The 16,957-nt window shown below is 34.1% G+C and carries 15 protein-coding genes; 8 read left to right on the forward strand and 7 right to left on the reverse strand.

Features of this window, described 5'->3' with window-relative positions:
• Positions 1-152: 152 nt before the first annotated feature.
• From HN894_10770 to HN894_10800, 7 genes are all read right to left on the reverse strand, one after another.
• The gene (locus HN894_10770) at positions 153-602 is read right to left on the reverse strand and encodes a hypothetical protein (protein MBT7143810.1); all 450 of its coding nucleotides are present in this window, start codon (positions 600-602) and stop codon (positions 153-155) included.
• Positions 603-1,047: 445 nt separating this feature from the next.
• A complete protein-coding gene (locus HN894_10775; protein ID MBT7143811.1) occupies positions 1,048-1,203 on the reverse strand; it encodes a hypothetical protein in 156 nt (51 codons plus the stop codon).
• Complete coding sequence (locus tag HN894_10780) at positions 1,200-1,736, reverse strand: hypothetical protein (protein ID MBT7143812.1); 537 nt, start codon at positions 1,734-1,736, stop codon at positions 1,200-1,202. The genes HN894_10775 and HN894_10780 overlap by 4 nt, the downstream gene beginning before the upstream one ends.
• A 381-nt stretch (positions 1,737-2,117) precedes the next feature.
• On the reverse strand, positions 2,118-3,119 hold the full coding sequence (locus HN894_10785) for a hypothetical protein (protein ID MBT7143813.1): 1,002 nt from the start codon (positions 3,117-3,119) through the stop codon (positions 2,118-2,120).
• A 57-nt stretch (positions 3,120-3,176) separates the two neighbouring features.
• Positions 3,177-7,301: a carbohydrate-binding protein gene (locus tag HN894_10790; protein MBT7143814.1), complete on the reverse strand. Its 4,125-nt coding sequence runs from the start codon at positions 7,299-7,301 to the stop codon at positions 3,177-3,179.
• Positions 7,302-7,702: 401 nt separating this feature from the next.
• Complete coding sequence (locus HN894_10795) at positions 7,703-8,050, reverse strand: VOC family protein (GenBank protein ID MBT7143815.1); 348 nt, start codon at positions 8,048-8,050, stop codon at positions 7,703-7,705.
• Between the two features lie 121 nt (positions 8,051-8,171).
• Positions 8,172-8,723, reverse strand: a complete 552-nt coding sequence (locus HN894_10800) for a hypothetical protein (GenBank protein ID MBT7143816.1) — start codon at positions 8,721-8,723, stop codon at positions 8,172-8,174.
• A 318-nt stretch (positions 8,724-9,041) separates the two neighbouring features.
• Here HN894_10800 and HN894_10805 point away from each other — a divergent pair, with 318 nt between their 5' ends.
• From HN894_10805 to HN894_10840, 8 genes are all read left to right on the forward strand, one after another.
• On the forward strand, positions 9,042-9,938 hold the full coding sequence (locus HN894_10805) for an IS1595 family transposase (protein MBT7143817.1): 897 nt from the start codon (positions 9,042-9,044) through the stop codon (positions 9,936-9,938).
• Positions 9,939-10,029: 91 nt separating this feature from the next.
• The gene (locus HN894_10810) at positions 10,030-10,641 is read left to right on the forward strand and encodes a TetR/AcrR family transcriptional regulator (protein MBT7143818.1); all 612 of its coding nucleotides are present in this window, start codon (positions 10,030-10,032) and stop codon (positions 10,639-10,641) included.
• A gap of 62 nt (positions 10,642-10,703) precedes the next feature.
• Positions 10,704-11,957: a TolC family protein gene (locus tag HN894_10815; protein ID MBT7143819.1), complete on the forward strand. Its 1,254-nt coding sequence runs from the start codon at positions 10,704-10,706 to the stop codon at positions 11,955-11,957.
• A 14-nt stretch (positions 11,958-11,971) separates the two neighbouring features.
• Positions 11,972-12,856 carry an HlyD family efflux transporter periplasmic adaptor subunit gene (locus HN894_10820; GenBank protein ID MBT7143820.1) on the forward strand — a complete coding sequence of 295 codons (885 nt, stop codon included), beginning with the start codon at positions 11,972-11,974 and terminating at the stop codon, positions 12,854-12,856.
• An 11-nt stretch (positions 12,857-12,867) separates the two neighbouring features.
• Positions 12,868-13,788, forward strand: coding sequence for an ABC transporter ATP-binding protein (locus tag HN894_10825; GenBank protein ID MBT7143821.1), 921 nt, complete (start codon positions 12,868-12,870; stop codon positions 13,786-13,788).
• Positions 13,778-14,524, forward strand: coding sequence for an ABC transporter ATP-binding protein (locus tag HN894_10830; GenBank protein ID MBT7143822.1), 747 nt, complete (start codon positions 13,778-13,780; stop codon positions 14,522-14,524). Before HN894_10825 ends, HN894_10830 begins: the two co-directional genes overlap by 11 nt.
• Before the next feature lie 3 nt (positions 14,525-14,527).
• A complete protein-coding gene (locus tag HN894_10835) occupies positions 14,528-15,634 on the forward strand; it encodes an ABC transporter permease (protein ID MBT7143823.1) in 1,107 nt (368 codons plus the stop codon).
• Between the two features lie 58 nt (positions 15,635-15,692).
• On the forward strand, positions 15,693-16,811 hold the full coding sequence (locus HN894_10840) for an ABC transporter permease (GenBank protein MBT7143824.1): 1,119 nt from the start codon (positions 15,693-15,695) through the stop codon (positions 16,809-16,811).
• Positions 16,812-16,957: the final 146 nt, after the last annotated feature.

Below are 16,957 nucleotides of genomic sequence, written 5' to 3' on the forward strand. Positions count from 1 at the left end.
TATAATCCCATCCCTGAGAGATTTCCTTCTGAGAATCAACTCAAATTTTCATTTGCTTAATGAAGCGATAAGTACGAGATCCGTACGCTTAGTGGTGTGAGAGGTGTACTGGTGGCTATTTTGCCATCAGCCGCCTACTCGATTAGCACACGTTAATTATTATTCAGTAATTGTTTACTGGGATTAATTATCATTTTATTTGGTTTCTCAATTTGTTCAATCCCAAAATACACAAATTCAGGTTCTTCATTTTCAACAATATAGTCAAATATAATTCTTATACTATCACACTTTAGAAAAAATTCGTAAAAAAATGTTATTCTATCATCCCCTCCAATTTTCTTTTGTGAAAAGGAGTCAACATATTTTCCATTTCTGTTCTTCCAATCACAATTCTCCCTAAGATAAGATAAATTCTTTGCAATATATGTTTTGTCAAAATGCTTGTCTGGAAATTTATGTACAATTTCAGGTTTATCTAAGTTATTAATAATATAATCGGCTGCATTTTTAGCTTTTTTATGCCGTTCACTTATTTCCTTTTGATCACATGAAACCAAAATAAGTAAAGTGATGACTGTCAATTTTAAAGTTTGTTTCATATTTTTCATGTGTGCTAACATTAGTATAAACGGAAAATTCCGTTTATTTCTTTATTATTATTATTATTTGTTTTAAATGTCCATATTGTCGAAGGGATTATTAATTTCATTGAACTTTGTGCTTGATACATGTGTGTATATTTCTGTTGTTTTATTTGATTCATGCTCTAATATTGATTGACTTTGCTAAACATTAATTTAAATTAAAAACACTTTTGCAAAAATATAAGAATTCTGTAAGCTCGCAAACTATTTTTGTCATTTTTCCTATAATCCCATCCCTGATGGATATGCCAGCAGAGCATCAACTCAAATTTTCTTTTGCTAAACCGGTATGTACAAGACCTGTACACATAGAGGTATTTCAGCAAGCTAAGCAGACTTGTGAGAGCTGCACTAATGGTTATTTGACCTTCAGCCGCCTATTCGATTGGTAGTTCGTGCATTAATCTACGAGTTCCTTATTTCTTGTCTTTGTGCGAGTCATTTTCTTTTTTCGCTTTTGGAAAAATTCACTCAATTTTCCTTTTTCCTCTTTTGTCAATGGTTTCTGATCGCCAATGAAGTCCACGTCAAGTTCTATTTTTTTATCAGTTTTCATAATATCAAGTTTGAATAATATTTATTCATAAGTTTCAATGCAGCTTTTGTGTCAATGATCATAAGTCTTCCGCCAAAATGAATAGCTCCTAAGCTTTCAATATAGTGATTAATAAGTTCAGTTTTAGAAATGAAAGCAATGTTTCCTTCATGTCCTCTCTGAAAGGAAAGCTTACAAGCAAATGCAACTAAGTTTCCAGGTACCCCAGAATAAATTTTCTTTTTCCCTTTGTTAAATGGTGCACTTTCTACAAGGTGAATAAAAACATGATCAGATTTTACTTCTAAACTATTCAATCCTTGAATGATGCTTTGATTATTGATGATTGTCAGTTTGAAAACATCTCTTTCTGGAAAACTAAGTTCTTGTCTCCAGCTAAATAACCAAGCTTTCCTTTTAGTAATTGTTTTTAAATCAGCTTTGGTAATTCTTGAAATTGAAGTTTGAAAACTGTCATTTGTAGTAATGTTTCTAACTGAATTTGTTAGCTCATCAATTTCAAAATCAAGTCCAATATTTTCATTATTCTCCATGCAACAAATATACAAAAAATTAATGTTTTTAGCAAGTAATAATCCTGTCTTCACAGCAGCATGACCATCAACTTTGAATGTATGCTGCCTTATGTGGTAATAAAACTAATGACTAAAAACTGTAACTATTCATGTACAAAATAGTTTTGATGATACAGATTCTAAATAATCCTTTTTAATCTTTGTGCAAGTTTGTGTAATAACTGTTTCACAAAGAATCACAAATAAAGGCACTTAGTTTCACAGAGAAATCTAATTTTTAATTCAAGTTTCCGACACTGATTACTTACGATAAATGAAGGCCTGAAGAAGTTTTCAATCGGATTGTAAAACATCTTCCATCAGGTTTAATTAAAACCAAGTGAACGGGATTCTGATTTATTAAGGCTTGGTAAACCTGTCTTTAACGACTTTAAAAGCCTTTTTTTTGTTTCTGTCGATGTCAACTATTCCCCAGTATTCCTCGTTTGCTGTACCATCGTATGGCACAGCGCTACTATTTGGAGCCCAACCTCCCGTGTCTTGAGAATTTATGTCGCCTGCTTTCCACCATTCATCAACAAAAGCAAAAATTGCAACTCCTGAGCAGACATCAGTAGCATTGAAAATATCATCTAAAATAGCTTTGGTGGCATTGGCTTGTGCATCTTGATTTCTGCCTTTCTCATAGCCATGGCTTGTAGCAGTCATATAACTGTCTGCTCCGGCTTCCGACAGATACATTGGTTTATCACTCAAAGCAGTCCATTCCTTAAAAATACCTTCAGGATTGTCCCAACGATATACATTCATTCCCCAAATATCAATGTTTGGACATAAATCCAGAACATTCTTTTTTGGTAATTCACCATGTGCACTTGCCACAGGGTGTATTGAATCGTTCCGATGAATAATATCTGCCGCATCATTTAAGGCTTTGTACCACTTGTTCATATCTCCTTCAAACCACTCGGGGTGATAATTAAACTCATTGCCCAGTTCCCAAAAGAGAATGGCTTCGTGCGTCTTGTAATTATTCACATAATCGATGAAGGAACCGGATAAAATATCATAAAATCCATCTTGGTTGTAACCGAATCCAACAATCACTTTAATACCTGCAGCATGAATCTGATCGAGCAAGCTGGCATTATCAATTGGTTTATAAATCCGAATGGTATTTATTCCAGCCTCAACCATCAATGCAAGGTCTTCGGTTAAACCATCGTAGTTGAGGATATTACTGCCCTTCGGAATAGGTGTGTAACATACCCCTTTAATGAGATATGGTTTGCCATTAACAAGAATCTGACGTTCAGAAATTGATACTTCTTTTGATTTTACTGACGTACAGCTATATGCCAGCAAAGTGGATACAATTATTATCGCTATTCTATTTATCATTTTCTAATGCTTTAAATTTTACTTTAAGGGATTTCTAAAATTTGCATTTTTAGAAGTTCACTTTATTACCTTAAAAGTAGTTATATCCATATTATTTGAAACCCTAAAAATGTAAACTCCCGAATCAAAGTTTTCCATGTCGAAAGAAGAATATTTGTTTGTAACTACAAAACTCGAAATTGTTCTTCCTGTGCAATCGAAAACAGTAATTTCATTTCTGCCGACAGGCAATTCTAAACTTAATTTGTTTGATACAGGATTTGGAAAATATTTCACTGCAGTGCTTTCATCAAAATCTGGAATTGATACTGTTTTACAGCTTCCTACAACATAGGTATCCTTATCGGCAGAATTATTATGTTCGCCTTGCCCGGGGTATGAATATGTATAATAAAAATATATTAGCTCCCCTTCAGAAGCTGTAATTTGGTAAGCTACATTTGGGCTTACAATATATCCGGGCATGTTGCTTGGATTTGTACTGTAATATAAAATACAAGTAGGATTTCCCATTCCTGCTATAGTAGGAATAAATGTAATGGTCGGATTATCATCGTCGGGAGAAAACTCGTAATCGAACTCACCGTTTGAAGAAGTACCGTAACAGGATGGGGCAGGGGTAATAGAAATATTAATTTCATCGGATGTGGTTGAATTTCCATCGTTGTCAATAGCAATAGCTGTTAAAATGTGCTGGCCTACCAGTGGTGTCCAGTCGGTTTCGTATGGGAATTGAGTTGCTTCGCTTAGAAAAACATTATTTGCGTAAAACTCAACTTTTTCGACATAGCCAATCAAATCGGAAGCTACCGCTGAAACTAAAAGTGTTTCCTCTTCAATATATTCAGAATTATCGGAAGGAGTGATAATGGAGACTTTTGGAGCCACATTGTTGCTTGTGCTCGAAATTACATAAACTTCATCCTGGTCGGAATATGTGCCATTATCGACATCTAACCTAATGAGATAAATACCTTCAACTAATGTTGAAATTGTTGGTTGTGCAGTTTGTGTGTTAGAAAATGTAAGTGTTGAGGGACCATAAATTTGAGTCCAAGAATAGGATAAATTTGCACTACCCGGATTTGTGCTATTGCTTGCGTCAAGGTTTGTAGAATTGTCGGGAAGTACCACGAGTATATTTTCGCCGGCATCTGCAACAGCTTGATCATAAGTAAGTGCAGAGGAGTAGGTGAATGCCATATTTCCCAGATTTAGTTCTCCATTTTCGAAAAACAGTTTTAAAATCTGCTTGCCACTTTTCAACGGAATGTCATTTACAGTTTTAGTTGTCCAGTCATCCCAATCGCCGGTATAATTTACTGATATTCCTGAATTTACAATTTCGTCATCTGAAAGAATTTGGAAGGGTCCGCCACCACTTTGGTTTCCACAAGCATATCTAAACTGAAGTGAATAATAGCCAGCTTGCTGAACATCAATGGTATATTCCAACCACTCGTTAGCTGCAATCCAGCCCACTACTGCACCTTCAGAAAAATCTATTGACGCATCAACATATTCATCAGGTCTGAAATTGCCATTATTATCTTGACCGTTGTCATTATAAGAAATCCCCTGCCCATTTCCACCTTCAAAAAAATCGAACTGTCCGGCTTGAATTGTCCCGGGAATTATTGTTGGTGTTCCCAAAAAAGGTAATTGTTCGCCAACTATCACTGTAGTTAAATTACTTATCGTAAAGTTAGCTCCATCGAAAATTCTTGAATAAAAACTATGTTTCCCAACTTGTAGATTCGTAGCCTGAAAAGTATATGGACTTTGAGAAGTTTGCCCAATGAAATTGTTTCCATCTATAAATTCGATATTGCTTGCAGAACCGCCACTTACTGAAAGGCTTAATTCTACACTTCCGCCGGGATATGCCTCAGGAAAACTTGATGCTAAGGTTCCGCTTAAAGAAATATCTTTGCTGCTTGCCATACTTTTTGCAGACACGCTTAAAACATAAGAATCTGAAAAAGTAATATCTAACTGGCTGTTTCCATAATTGTGAGCTGTGTATATGATTTCACCATTATTAATGAAAGTTGCAGCCAATGGGTAATCGGCAGTTATTATAGGATTTACTCTTCCGAGAACATTCATAGAATGCAGCCAATGATAGGTCTGAGCATCGGAGATTCCGAATTTAAGTGAGCGTTCGGGAAACGAATTGTACAATGAAATTGCACTTTCGGGGTCGAAAAATGCCAGATATTCCCACATTACATCGTGCCATAAATTAGGATTTACTTCGTTTGCAAGAATTCCTGTGTTTTGTTCAATTTCGTTCCATAAGTTTTCAACATAAATTGTATCATGCCCAAGATATAAAGAGCCTCCATGAATTGGGTACATTTCAATTCCATACGAAGCTGCAATATCACTTGTCCAGAATGTCCCGTTATCGTAGCTATTTCCCCAAACCCTCGATACCAGGCTATATTGCTGAGTTGAGTTAAAAATACGATCGTACATATCGAACCAGTATTCTTCAATTGCCGATTGTTCAGTTGTGTAAAGATAAATTCCTAAATCTCTGATAGAATCGTTTCCGGTAATGGTGCCCCAGTGAATGAGTGCAGAATTGAATTGCATACTTTCCGATGTTGATTCCTGATCGTTTCCTTGCGGAAAAGTTGCAAAACCGTTAGCCCAGCAATGCCCGGCATAAGGACTGAAATTTCTTAAAAAAGGAAACATTGGATCATTTCTATTTTCGCAAGCTGCATCGCGTATTAGATAATTCACCATTTCACCCCATTGATTTGCCCAACCTGGATCGAACTGCTCAACAAATGAGGCTGCATGAATAAAATATCCCCAATGGAAATGATGGTCGTTGATGTTGTCATCCTGCCCATGGCCCGCAGGGTAGCCAAGCAATGCCGACCATGTTTGATTGTAATAAAACAAAAATGCCACCTCGCCGGTTTCTGCCTTTAACCAATCTTCCAGACGGTTTTTTATGGTTGCAAGAATCTTATCTCTTGCTGTTGTGTTTCCTGTTAAATCGGCTATACGTCCGGTCTGAATCAAACGATTCATCATCTGTCCTTCGTTGTAGGAATCTGTCCAGCTATCCAATCCAGTGTTTTCCAAGAGCTCAACTTTTTCGTTCATTTCCTGCGGATTAAATTCATTGCTGTAATAGTCTAAATATGGCAGTGTAGGCAAAATTCCGTAAAAGGTGTTTTCTACGCTAAAACTATTTCCATCTAAAGTTTTTAGCTCGCCACGAATAGTAGAGTAGGAATATTGGCCGGGAACGGCTGAATTAGCTGCCAGATTTGACCACTGATGTGGAAGTAATCCTAACAACATACTTGTATCGCTTCCTTCTTTAACATCAGTTTCTACAACAAAATCAGTTCTTAGAATTGAGCTATTCGTATCGTAATTCCAGCTTGTTTTTGTGTTTGAAGGGAATACATATGCATATTTTTTATATTCGTTTGCAACAGTTGAAACGCTTGTTGCATCTAAAGGAATAAATCCTAAAGACCAGTAATTTTCCCCATTTAAAGTAGAAGTATAATTATTTCCGTTTTGAGTCCAAACGCTACCTGCCGGTGCATAAATGGCGAAATCGGCATCATTATGAGCATTTGTAATAATTAGCATTTCATTTAAATTTTCAACAGTTCCTTCAGTAATGGTAATTTGAGCAATATCGCTGGAGCCTTTTGTAAAATATAAAAATGGCATTCCAATTCCTGCAGTTGCCTGAAAATTGTATGTCGAATTACTCCAATCCATGCTTACAGTCCAATCGGAAAAGTCGGAAACATTAGCAGCCGAGGCATTTAAACCTGTAACCCCAACTGTAACAGGCTCAAAGCTATCTATAACTCCCCAAGGCATGTATGTTACTACCAAACCTGAACTTACAGTTTTAAGCGTAAATGGATAATTGAACAAATTATCGGCATGGCTTTCTTTGATTTTCTTCGACCACCAATCGTTGGTAGGGGCAGGTTTTGTTGCTGCCACACCGGTTGTATATGGAGTACCTGAAGGATAGGAATTTCTGCCTGCTGCATCAACTCCAGGGAATTGTGTAGTATATGAACCTGAGCCAACATTTATGAATTGGCTATACGAATGCTGGCAATAAAGAAGCAAAAATAGTAGAACTATAATTTTATTTACCCGACTTAATCTTCCAAACTGTTTCATTTCAATTATTTTTAATATTAACAATCTAATAATTTTCAGGAAACAAAATTCGTAACTTATTTATTCTAAATCAAAAATTCAGGTGGCTCTTTAATACATCATTTATGTTGAAGAATTACATCAATATTACTTCAAAATATTTGGGAATAAGTTGTTTTCTCACTGTAATAATTGCTCTAAGAAAACTACAATAACTGTCTTATGCTTGAATTTTGAATCAGTCATTTACAAAAGTAAACTCCTGAGCGCCAAATTCTTCACAAGCCTTGTTCTTGCTGCCTTTTTGAAGTCATTTGAATATAATGGAATTTTCTTAAAGGCACTAAGTGCTGATTTTTTGAGACAGGTTTAAAGTCTTGTAGCCTGTATATCGCTTTATCCAAACTGCAATATATTGAATCCTATTTGTCTGACCAAACTGCAAGTTCGTTGCCTGCCGGATCAATGAAATGGAATCTTCGTCCGCCAGGAAAAGAAAAAATATCCTGTGAAATTTCTCCGCCAGACTTGATAATTTCATTTTTAATCAAATCAAGATCTGTGTGATAAAGAACTACTAAAGCTCCATTCATAATTTCATTTTCTGTTTTTTGAAATCCTCCCTCAAGTCCGCTATCTGAAAATACCGTATAGTCTGGCCCATAATCTGTGAAATTCCAGTCGAAGGATTTAGTATAAAATTCCTTTATTTTTTCAAGGTTTTTTGCCTTAAATTCAACGTAGTTAATGTGATTGTCTTTATTGCTCATTTTCAATAGTTTAATTTAACATTCATTTTTGCAAATTTTTTACAACAAATAATTTTAAAGTTGCTAAGTCGGATTTGGTAGTTTTTTGGTGTTTTTATATTTTTGGGTGTTGTTTAGTTCTTTAAGCATATCCATTTACCATAAAGTCATAATACTTTTTCTTTCTTATATTGATTTTTAAATTGAAATAGCAATTTCCACCGTCTTTAATAATTATCTGTTCCTCCCTCCAATTTTTGCCCCATGAATCACAGAAGCAATTAATCCAAACCTCTTTTTCTCCTTTATCATTTATCACAGCCATATATTGTCTCTTATATCTTTCAAGGTCAATAATAAAGTGTTTAATATCAAGATTGGATTCTAAATTGTTTGATTTTAACTCTTTGAATAGTTGTTTTTGTTTAGTATTGTATTCAGAAATACATCCTGTTAGTATATCTTCTATTATTATCAAATCATTAATCGATAATTCTGTCTGTCTGGCATTTTCAAAAATCCAAGTTTTTGTCGTATCAAATGGTAGCATTGCAACCATCGAAGTATCTAACTGAACTTCCATATTTGGTGCTTTATTGTCAACTAATCCCGTGTTTTTGTTAGTGTTATTTTGTCCGCAACTTACTAAAATCAATCCTATAAATAATATTATTATTGTCCCATTTATACGCATTTTGTTCAATCTTGACTAAGATAAATTTATTGTATTCATAACCAATTTTTTATTAAATCCGACATATTCGGGTTTTAGTGCAAATTTAGTGATTTGTTTTTTTAATCTAAAAATAGTATTACTATCAAGGAAATTTATATTTTCTCATATGGAAAATTGCAATAGAGCTATCAAAAGAATGATGTTCCCAAAATTTTAATTATCTAACAATTAAAAATCGCTTCAAAATATCAAAAATTATTTTGCAGATAAAAAATAAATAGTTTTATTGAGGTGTTTACTTAATTAATATTATATTTGCATGAAAATTAAAGATATATGGAAATATATAATGGAGAAAAGCTCTTAGAGTTTACTGAACGATTTTCATCAGACGAAGCTTGCCTTAAGTATCTGTCTGACATTAAGTGGAATAGTGGGTTTGAGTGCCGAAAATGCAAACACACTAAATTTAGTGAGGGCAGCAAATACCAACGTTGTTGCACCTTGTGCAAACATATCGAGAGTCCTACTGCAGGGACATTATTGCACAAAGTAAAGTTTGGTGTGAGAAAGGCTTTCATGATTATGTTTGAGATGTCTGCTACTACTAAAGGCCTTTCGGCTTCTCAGGTTGCTAAAAGATATGGCATTACACGCAAAACCGCGTGGCTATTTATGCATAAGATTCGGAAAGGAATGGAAAGCAGTCAAGGCCTTCCAATTAAAGGAACAGTACATGTCGACGAGTTTGTTGTTGGCGGAAAGGAGACTGATAAACAAGGTCGAAGTTATCATAGCAAAAAGAAAAAGGTGGTCTGCGCTGTGGAATTAACTGAGCAAGACAAAATAAAACGGGTTTACGCATTAAGAATAGAGGATTTCTCTGCGAAATCTCTACGATCGATATTCACCAAACATATTGATCCGGGAGCACAGGTAATAACCGACGAATGGAAAGGTTACCGCCCATTGCAAGCAGATTACAATATTAAACAAGTCCCAAGTGACAAAGGGAATAATTTCAAACAACTCCATATTGCAATCCATCAGATTAAGAGTTGGATCCGTACAAATTATTCATGGGTACATAAAGAACACATTGACAAATACCTTGCTGAATACTCTTACAGGATTAATCGTTCTATCTTCAAAGATTCTATTTTTCACAAACTTGTTGAAAGAATGATGGATAGACCACACTTGTCGTATCAGCAAATCAAGATTAGTATTTAAGTAAACACCTCAATAGTTTTATTTGCATCAAAATTAACCTAATGGTTGAATATAATAGTTAAATGAAATGGTTAAATCATTTATTTAAAAAATGGAAGAAAAAAATAGAAATACTGAGGGGAAAATCCTGAAAACTGCTGAGGATGTTTTTATTCGGAAAGGAAAGGCAGCTGCACGAATGCAGGAAATTGCCGATGAAGCTGGCATTAATAAAGCCCTGCTACACTACTATTATCGTTCGAAAGACAAATTGTTCGAGTCGGTTTTTACAACGGTCATTAAGCAACTAATGCTGCCAAAAATTGTGAAAATTGTAAACGAAGAAAGCGATGTTTTTGAAATTATCAGGAAATTTGCTGACTTTTATATTGGGGTTTTAATAAAAAATCCATACATACCATTGTTCGTTTTAGAGGAAATAAACAAAAATCCGCAGCGTTTGGCAGAGCTTTTCATTAGTGCCGGACTACCTTCCGAAAAATTAATTAAAAAAATTCAAAAGCAAATGGATGAAGGCTCAATAAAGCAAATGGACCCCCGTCAGATATTTGTGAATCTGATAGCATTATGTGTTTTTCCGCTGGTAGCAAGAAATATGGTACAGGCAATTTTGTTTAAAAACAATAAAAGAGAATATAATAAATTTCTGAAATCGCGAAAAACTGAAGTTGCCGATTTTATAATAAATTCAATAAAAACATAAATTAATAATTTGAAAATAAACATGTTGACTCTCCAATTTCCAATTTCTAATTTCAAAAAAATATGAGAACTAAACTATTACTAATACTTATCCTATTTTCGACCCAACTAATATCGCAGGATAAAATAACTCTTTTCGAATGTCAGCAAAAGGCAATTTCTAAGCATCCTCTCGGACTGAAAAAAGCTGAGCTGGAAAAAATAAAATCGCTCGACATGCAAATAATTCAGAGTGCATATTTGCCAAAATTGTTAATTGGCGGGCAAGCAAGCTATCAATCCGATGTAATCAATTTGGATATTGACATGCCCGGAATTAATATTCCAACCCCAACTAAAGATCAGTACAAAATGTTTTTAGACCTAAATCAAATAATTTATGATGGAGGACTCACCAAAAGCAGGAAAGAACTGAGGAAGGCTTCTGTAAAAACTGAAATTCAACAGCTTGAAGTTGAAATGTTTGGACTAAAGGAAAAAGTGAATAAGTTTTTTTTCTTAGATTTCATATTAAAAGAAAACCTTCAATTATTAATAAATGCAAAAAATCTTGTTTCCGAGAAATTGGGTGCTGTAAAATCAGGTGTAGAAAATGGAATTTTGCTGCAATCAGACCTTCTGACTATGGAAGTTGAAATAATTAAACTCGAGCAAAATATTGAAGATGTGAAACTTTACTTAGTTTCAAGTCTGGAGATTCTCGAAATTTTGACTGGCGAAAGCTTAAAGAATAGTCAGTTAAGTTTGCCGGATAATAGCGTAGTTTTAGAAAAGCTATCGATCCGCCCCGAAAATACTCTTTTTCAGTTTCAAAAAGAACAACTCAATTTGGCTGCAAATTTGAAGAAGAACGAAAACAATCCTAAGATTTTTGGATTTGGGCAGTTTGCTTATGGAAAGCCAGGGCTAAATATGTTGAGTGAAGATTTCGACACTTACTTCCTTGCCGGAATAAAATTATCCTGGAATTTTTGGGATTGGCAAAAAACCAAAAAGGAAGTGGAAATATTTAAAATTAAAGCCGACATTATTGATTTTCATAAATCTTCATTCGAGCAAGGTCAAAATATTTTACTTGCGAATGCCTCCAAAAATATTGGTTCTTTAGAACAAAAAATTGATAAAGACTTGAAAATTATCGAACTACAAAAGCAGATTTTGGAAAGTTTTTCATCGCAATTAAATAATGGAGTAATTACTTCTTCGGAATATTTAAGCCAATTAAATTTGGTAACTCAGGCTGAAATAAATCTAAAAACCCATGAAATTCAACTGATTGAAGCGAAAATAGATTATAACAATATTCAAGGTAAATAATAAAAAAGTATAAAATGAAAACAATAAAAATATTATTAATTGTAATGATGGTTTGGGCAGTTTCTTGCCAAAATCTTGCGAAAAAATCTGATGCCTATGGCAATTTCGAGGCTGTGGAAACTGTAATTTCTGCTGAGCTTGGAGGAAAATTGTTGGAACTAAATATTAATGAAGGAGATTTACTTTCAGAAAATCAGGTAGTTGGTTTGATAGATACTACTCAACTGAAACTAAACTACAATCTTCTTTTGGTGAAAAAGCAGGCAATAAAAACAAAACTTTCTAATATTGATGCTCAAGTTTTAGTATTAGAATCGCAAAAGAAAAATGTTGAAACAGAACTTAATAGAGTGAAAAAACTATTAATAGATAAAGCTGTAAGTCAGCAACAATTTGATGATTTGGAAGGAAAGTTCAATGTAATTGATAGTCAGATAAATTCAACGAAAGTTCAGAAAAATAGCATTATTGCCGAAATGAATGCGATGGATGCACAATTGAAAATTGTTGAAGACCAAATAAGTAAATGTCAGATTATCAATCCGTTAAGTGGAACTGTACTCGACAAATATCTCGAACAGAATGAAATAACTGCCCCTGGAAAATCAATTTACAAAATTGCCAATTTGACTGAGCTGGAGTTGCGGGTCTATGTGAGTGGGACAATGCTTCCTAAAATAAAACTCGGACAGAAAGTGAAAGTTTTGATAGATAAAAATGAAAAAGAAAACAGCGAACTTTTTGGAACAATTTCATGGATTTCCGAAAAAGCTGAGTTTACACCGAAAATTATTCAAACCAAAGAAGAGCGAGTAAATTTGGTCTATGCTGTGAAAGTCCGTGTAAAAAATGACGGTAGAATAAAAATTGGAATGCCCGGCGAAATAGTCTTCATATAAATTTCAATTTCATGATTAAAGTAAGGAATTTATATAAATCCTACGGCAAAATTCAAGCCTTAAAAAATATAAATCTTGATGTGTCGGAGGGCGAGCTTTTTGGATTGATAGGTCCAGATGGAGCCGGGAAAACAAGCCTTTTGAGAATTTTGACAACTTTACTAATTCCCGATGAAGGTAGTGCAAGCATGAATAATTTGGATACAGTGGCAGATTACAAAAAAATCAGACATAATATAGGATATATGCCCGGCAGATTTTCGCTTTATCAGGATTTGACCGTTGAAGAAAATCTGCAATTTTTTGCAACAATTTTCGGAACAACAATTCAGAATAACTATGATTTAATCAAAGATATATACATTCAGATTGAACCATTCAAAAAAAGATTGGCAGGCAAACTTTCGGGAGGAATGAAACAAAAACTTGCACTTTCGTGTGCTCTGATTCATAAGCCGGAAATTCTTGTATTAGATGAGCCAACTACCGGAGTTGATGCTGTTTCTCGCAAAGAATTTTGGGAAATGCTTAAAAAACTAAAAAAAAATGGTATTACCATAATTGTTTCAACACCCTACATGGACGAGGCAAGTTTGTGCGACAGGGTTGCTTTAATCCAAAATGGTGAATTTATGCAAATTGATACTCCTGCAGGAATTTTGCAAAAGTTTGAAAAGAAAGTTTTTGCAATTAAATCAGATGAGTTTTATAAATTATCGAAAGATTTGAAGAATCACGAGTCCGCTCATTCTGTCTATCCTTTCGGAGAATATCTTCATTATATTTCAAAAAATGAAGATGAAAATAGGGAAGACCTGATAAATAATTTGAAAGCAAAAAATCATAGCGGAATTGTTATAGAACAAATCACGCCAAATATCGAAGATTGTTTTATGGAATTAATGACACAAAATTCTCACAATGAAGAATAAGGAAATTGTTATCAGAGCAAAAAATATGACGAAGAAATTTGGGAGTTTCACTGCAAACGACAATCTGAATTTTGAGGTTGGAAAGGGTGAGATTTTTGGTTTTCTTGGAGCCAATGGTGCCGGCAAAACTACTTCCATTAAAATCTTGTGTGGACTTTCTGTACCAACATCCGGTGAAATTGAAGTTGCCGGCTATGATGTTTACAAGCAAGCTGAAATCATCAAAAAAAATATTGGTTATATGAGCCAAAAATTTTCGCTCTACGAAGACCTGACTGTTTGGGAAAATATCAGATTTTATGCAGGAATTTACGGAATGCCTATAAAAACCATCAAATCAAAAGCAACAATTTTGCTTAAGCGGCTTGAACTCGAACATGCCCGAAACAAATTGATAGCCTCTTTGCCTTTAGGCTGGAAGCAAAAACTGGCTTTTTCGATTGCAATTTTCCATGAGCCGAGCATCGTTTTTCTCGATGAACCCACAGGTGGAGTTGATCCCATTACGAGGCGGCAATTTTGGGATATGATTTACGAAGCCGCAAACAAAGATATAACTGTTTTTGTAACAACACATTACATGGACGAAGCAGAATATTGCCATCGTATTTCAATTATGGTTGATGGTAGAATTGAGGCGATTGACACCCCGGCAAATTTGAAAAAGCAATTCGAAACTGATTCTATCGAAAATGTATTTATAAAATTGGCCAGGCAAAGTAATTTTAAAGGATAAATTATGAAACGATTTTTTGGATTTATTAAAAAGGAGTTCTTTCACATATTTCGCGATAAGCGGACTATGCTTATACTTTTTGGAATGCCAATAATTCAGATTCTACTGTTTGGATATGTTGTAACCAACGAAATTAAGGATGCCGAAATTGCAATTCTCGATTTATCGAAAGATGATATTTCCCAGGAAATAACAAACAAATTGTCTTCGTCTGGCTATTTTCAGATAAAAAAGGTTTTGCATTCGCATACAGAAATTGAGGATGTTCTAAAATCGGGAATTATTAAGGAAGTTGTAGTTTTTGAGGCAGATTTTGCAAAAAAAATTGAACGGGAGGGCATAGCAAATATCCAACTCATTGCTGATGCTTCAGATGCAAATACTGCAAATTTAATTGTGAACTATACTAAAGGTATAATTAGCAATTATGCTATTAGTTTAAGAAAAGATGTTGAGATGCCACTTCAAATTGAGCCTGAAATCCGTATGTTTTACAACGAAGAACTAAAAGGAGCATTTATGTTTGTTCCTGGAACTATGGCTCTTATTTTAATGCTTATTTCTGCAATGATGACCTCAATTTCTATTGCCCGTGAAAAAGAGCTCGGAACTATGGAAGTCCTTCTGGTGTCGCCTCTCAGACCTTTCCAAATTATAATTGGAAAAGTAAGCCCATACATTGCCATGGCTTTTGTAAATGCTGTTGTGATAATTGCGATGGGCGTTTTTGTATTCAATATGCCTGTCTTAGGTAGTATTAGCCTGTTGATGCTCGAAAGTTTGCTCTTCATTGTAATGGCACTTGCATTAGGTATTTTCATTTCTACAGTATCAAATTCTCAGCAAGTGGCAATGTTCATTTCGCTTTTTGCATTGCTTTTGCCAACAATGTTATTGTCCGGATTTATTTTTCCTATCGAAAATATGCCTCTGGTTTTGCAATGGCTAAGTAGCATTATTCCTCCAAAATACTTCATTATTATTATAAAAAATGTGATGTTGAAAGGAACAGGTATAAGTTTTGTATGGAAAGAAACTCTTGTTCTACTTGGCATGACTGTTTTTTTTATTTTGTTAAGTGTCAAAAAATTTAAAGTAAGGCTCGAATAAATTTGACTGATATTTGAATAATGAAAATCTTGGTATTCCAATTTCTAATTTCAAGCTTATGAACACAATAAAATATCTTCTTCAAAAAGAATTTATTCAGATTTTTCGCAATAAAACTCTATTGCCTCTAATTTTTGTTTTGCCTGTAGTTCAACTTATTATTTTAGTGAACGCTGCAACATTCGAAATGAAAAATATAGATATGATTGTACTTGATAAGGATTTGTCTCAATCATCACGAAATTTGATTTCTAAATTTGAAGGCTCTCCTTTTTATCATATTAATTCTTTTACTTTTTCTTTAGAGGAAGCCGAAGAAAAACTTTTAGACAATTCTGCTGACGTAATTCTAAATATTCCGGCTAATTTTGAAAGAGATTTGTTAAGAAACAATAAATCTAAAATTCAATTTCTGATAAACGCCATTAACGGAACTGCTGCTGGTCTGATAAATGCTTATTCTATAAGTATAGTTCAGGATTTTAATAAAGAAATTATTCAGGAGTGGTATGATTTGAACCAAATAAAAATTGAACTTCCAATAAAATTGAACTATCGGTATTGGTTCAATGAAAACTTGGAATATACGATTTATATGCTTCCGGGTATTTTAGTTATTTTAGTAACTCTCATTGGGATGTTTTTGTCGGCATTAAATATTGTTCGCGAAAAAGAAATCGGAACTATTGAACAAATCAATGTAACTCCAATCAAAAAGTATCAATTTATAATTGGCAAATTGCTGCCATTTCTGATAATTGCACTTTTCGAGATGGCTTTTGGTTTGGTGATTGGTCGCCTACTTTTCGACCAGCCTATGGTGGGGAGTTTGTGGCTATTATTTGGATTTACTTTTGTTTACCTGCTTGTAGCTCTTGGTCTTGGATTGTTTTTTTCGGCAATTTCTGCAAATCAGCAGCAGGTTATGTTTACTGTATATTTTTTCCTTCTCACTTTCATTTTAATGAGTGGAATTTTTACTCCTGTAGAAAGCATGCCTGATTGGGCTCAAATTATCAACCGAATAAATCCATTTATGTATTTTATGAAAGCCATTCGCATGATTTTACTCAAAGGTTCTGGCTTTTTTGATATTCTTGACGAATTTGTTTCCTTGAGTATTTATGCAGTGGTTATTCTATCTTTGGCAATTTGGCGATATAGGAAAACAGTGTAGAACTCATTTAACCCAAGTTGAGAACAATATTTTATATCTGCCTACATATGAGCATATTACGTTCATAGGATTCGTTTTTCGGGTACTACGGATTTTGTAATTTCAATATTTTCAACGAACTAAATTTCAAGTTGCAAAGTTAACAA

The sequence above is a fragment of the Bacteroidota bacterium genome (assembly GCA_018692315.1).
Taxonomy (GTDB): domain Bacteria; phylum Bacteroidota; class Bacteroidia; order Bacteroidales; family JABHKC01; genus JABHKC01.

Coding starts and splice junctions, on each gene's coding strand:
- HN894_10770 (MBT7143810.1), bottom strand. CDS start 602: ATGAAACAAACTTTAAAATTGACAGTCATCACTTTACTTATTTTGGTT.
- HN894_10810 (MBT7143818.1), top strand. CDS start 10,030: ATGGAAGAAAAAAATAGAAATACTGAGGGGAAAATCCTGAAAACTGCT.
- HN894_10775 (MBT7143811.1), bottom strand. CDS start 1,203: ATGAAAACTGATAAAAAAATAGAACTTGACGTGGACTTCATTGGCGAT.
- HN894_10830 (MBT7143822.1), top strand. CDS start 13,778: ATGAAGAATAAGGAAATTGTTATCAGAGCAAAAAATATGACGAAGAAA.
- HN894_10815 (MBT7143819.1), top strand. CDS start 10,704: ATGAGAACTAAACTATTACTAATACTTATCCTATTTTCGACCCAACTA.
- HN894_10790 (MBT7143814.1), bottom strand. CDS start 7,301: ATGAAACAGTTTGGAAGATTAAGTCGGGTAAATAAAATTATAGTTCTA.
- HN894_10800 (MBT7143816.1), bottom strand. CDS start 8,723: ATGCGTATAAATGGGACAATAATAATATTATTTATAGGATTGATTTTA.
- HN894_10820 (MBT7143820.1), top strand. CDS start 11,972: ATGAAAACAATAAAAATATTATTAATTGTAATGATGGTTTGGGCAGTT.
- HN894_10785 (MBT7143813.1), bottom strand. CDS start 3,119: ATGATAAATAGAATAGCGATAATAATTGTATCCACTTTGCTGGCATAT.
- HN894_10825 (MBT7143821.1), top strand. CDS start 12,868: ATGATTAAAGTAAGGAATTTATATAAATCCTACGGCAAAATTCAAGCC.
- HN894_10835 (MBT7143823.1), top strand. CDS start 14,528: ATGAAACGATTTTTTGGATTTATTAAAAAGGAGTTCTTTCACATATTT.
- HN894_10840 (MBT7143824.1), top strand. CDS start 15,693: ATGAACACAATAAAATATCTTCTTCAAAAAGAATTTATTCAGATTTTT.
- HN894_10780 (MBT7143812.1), bottom strand. CDS start 1,736: ATGGAGAATAATGAAAATATTGGACTTGATTTTGAAATTGATGAGCTA.
- HN894_10805 (MBT7143817.1), top strand. CDS start 9,042: ATGGAAATATATAATGGAGAAAAGCTCTTAGAGTTTACTGAACGATTT.
- HN894_10795 (MBT7143815.1), bottom strand. CDS start 8,050: ATGAGCAATAAAGACAATCACATTAACTACGTTGAATTTAAGGCAAAA.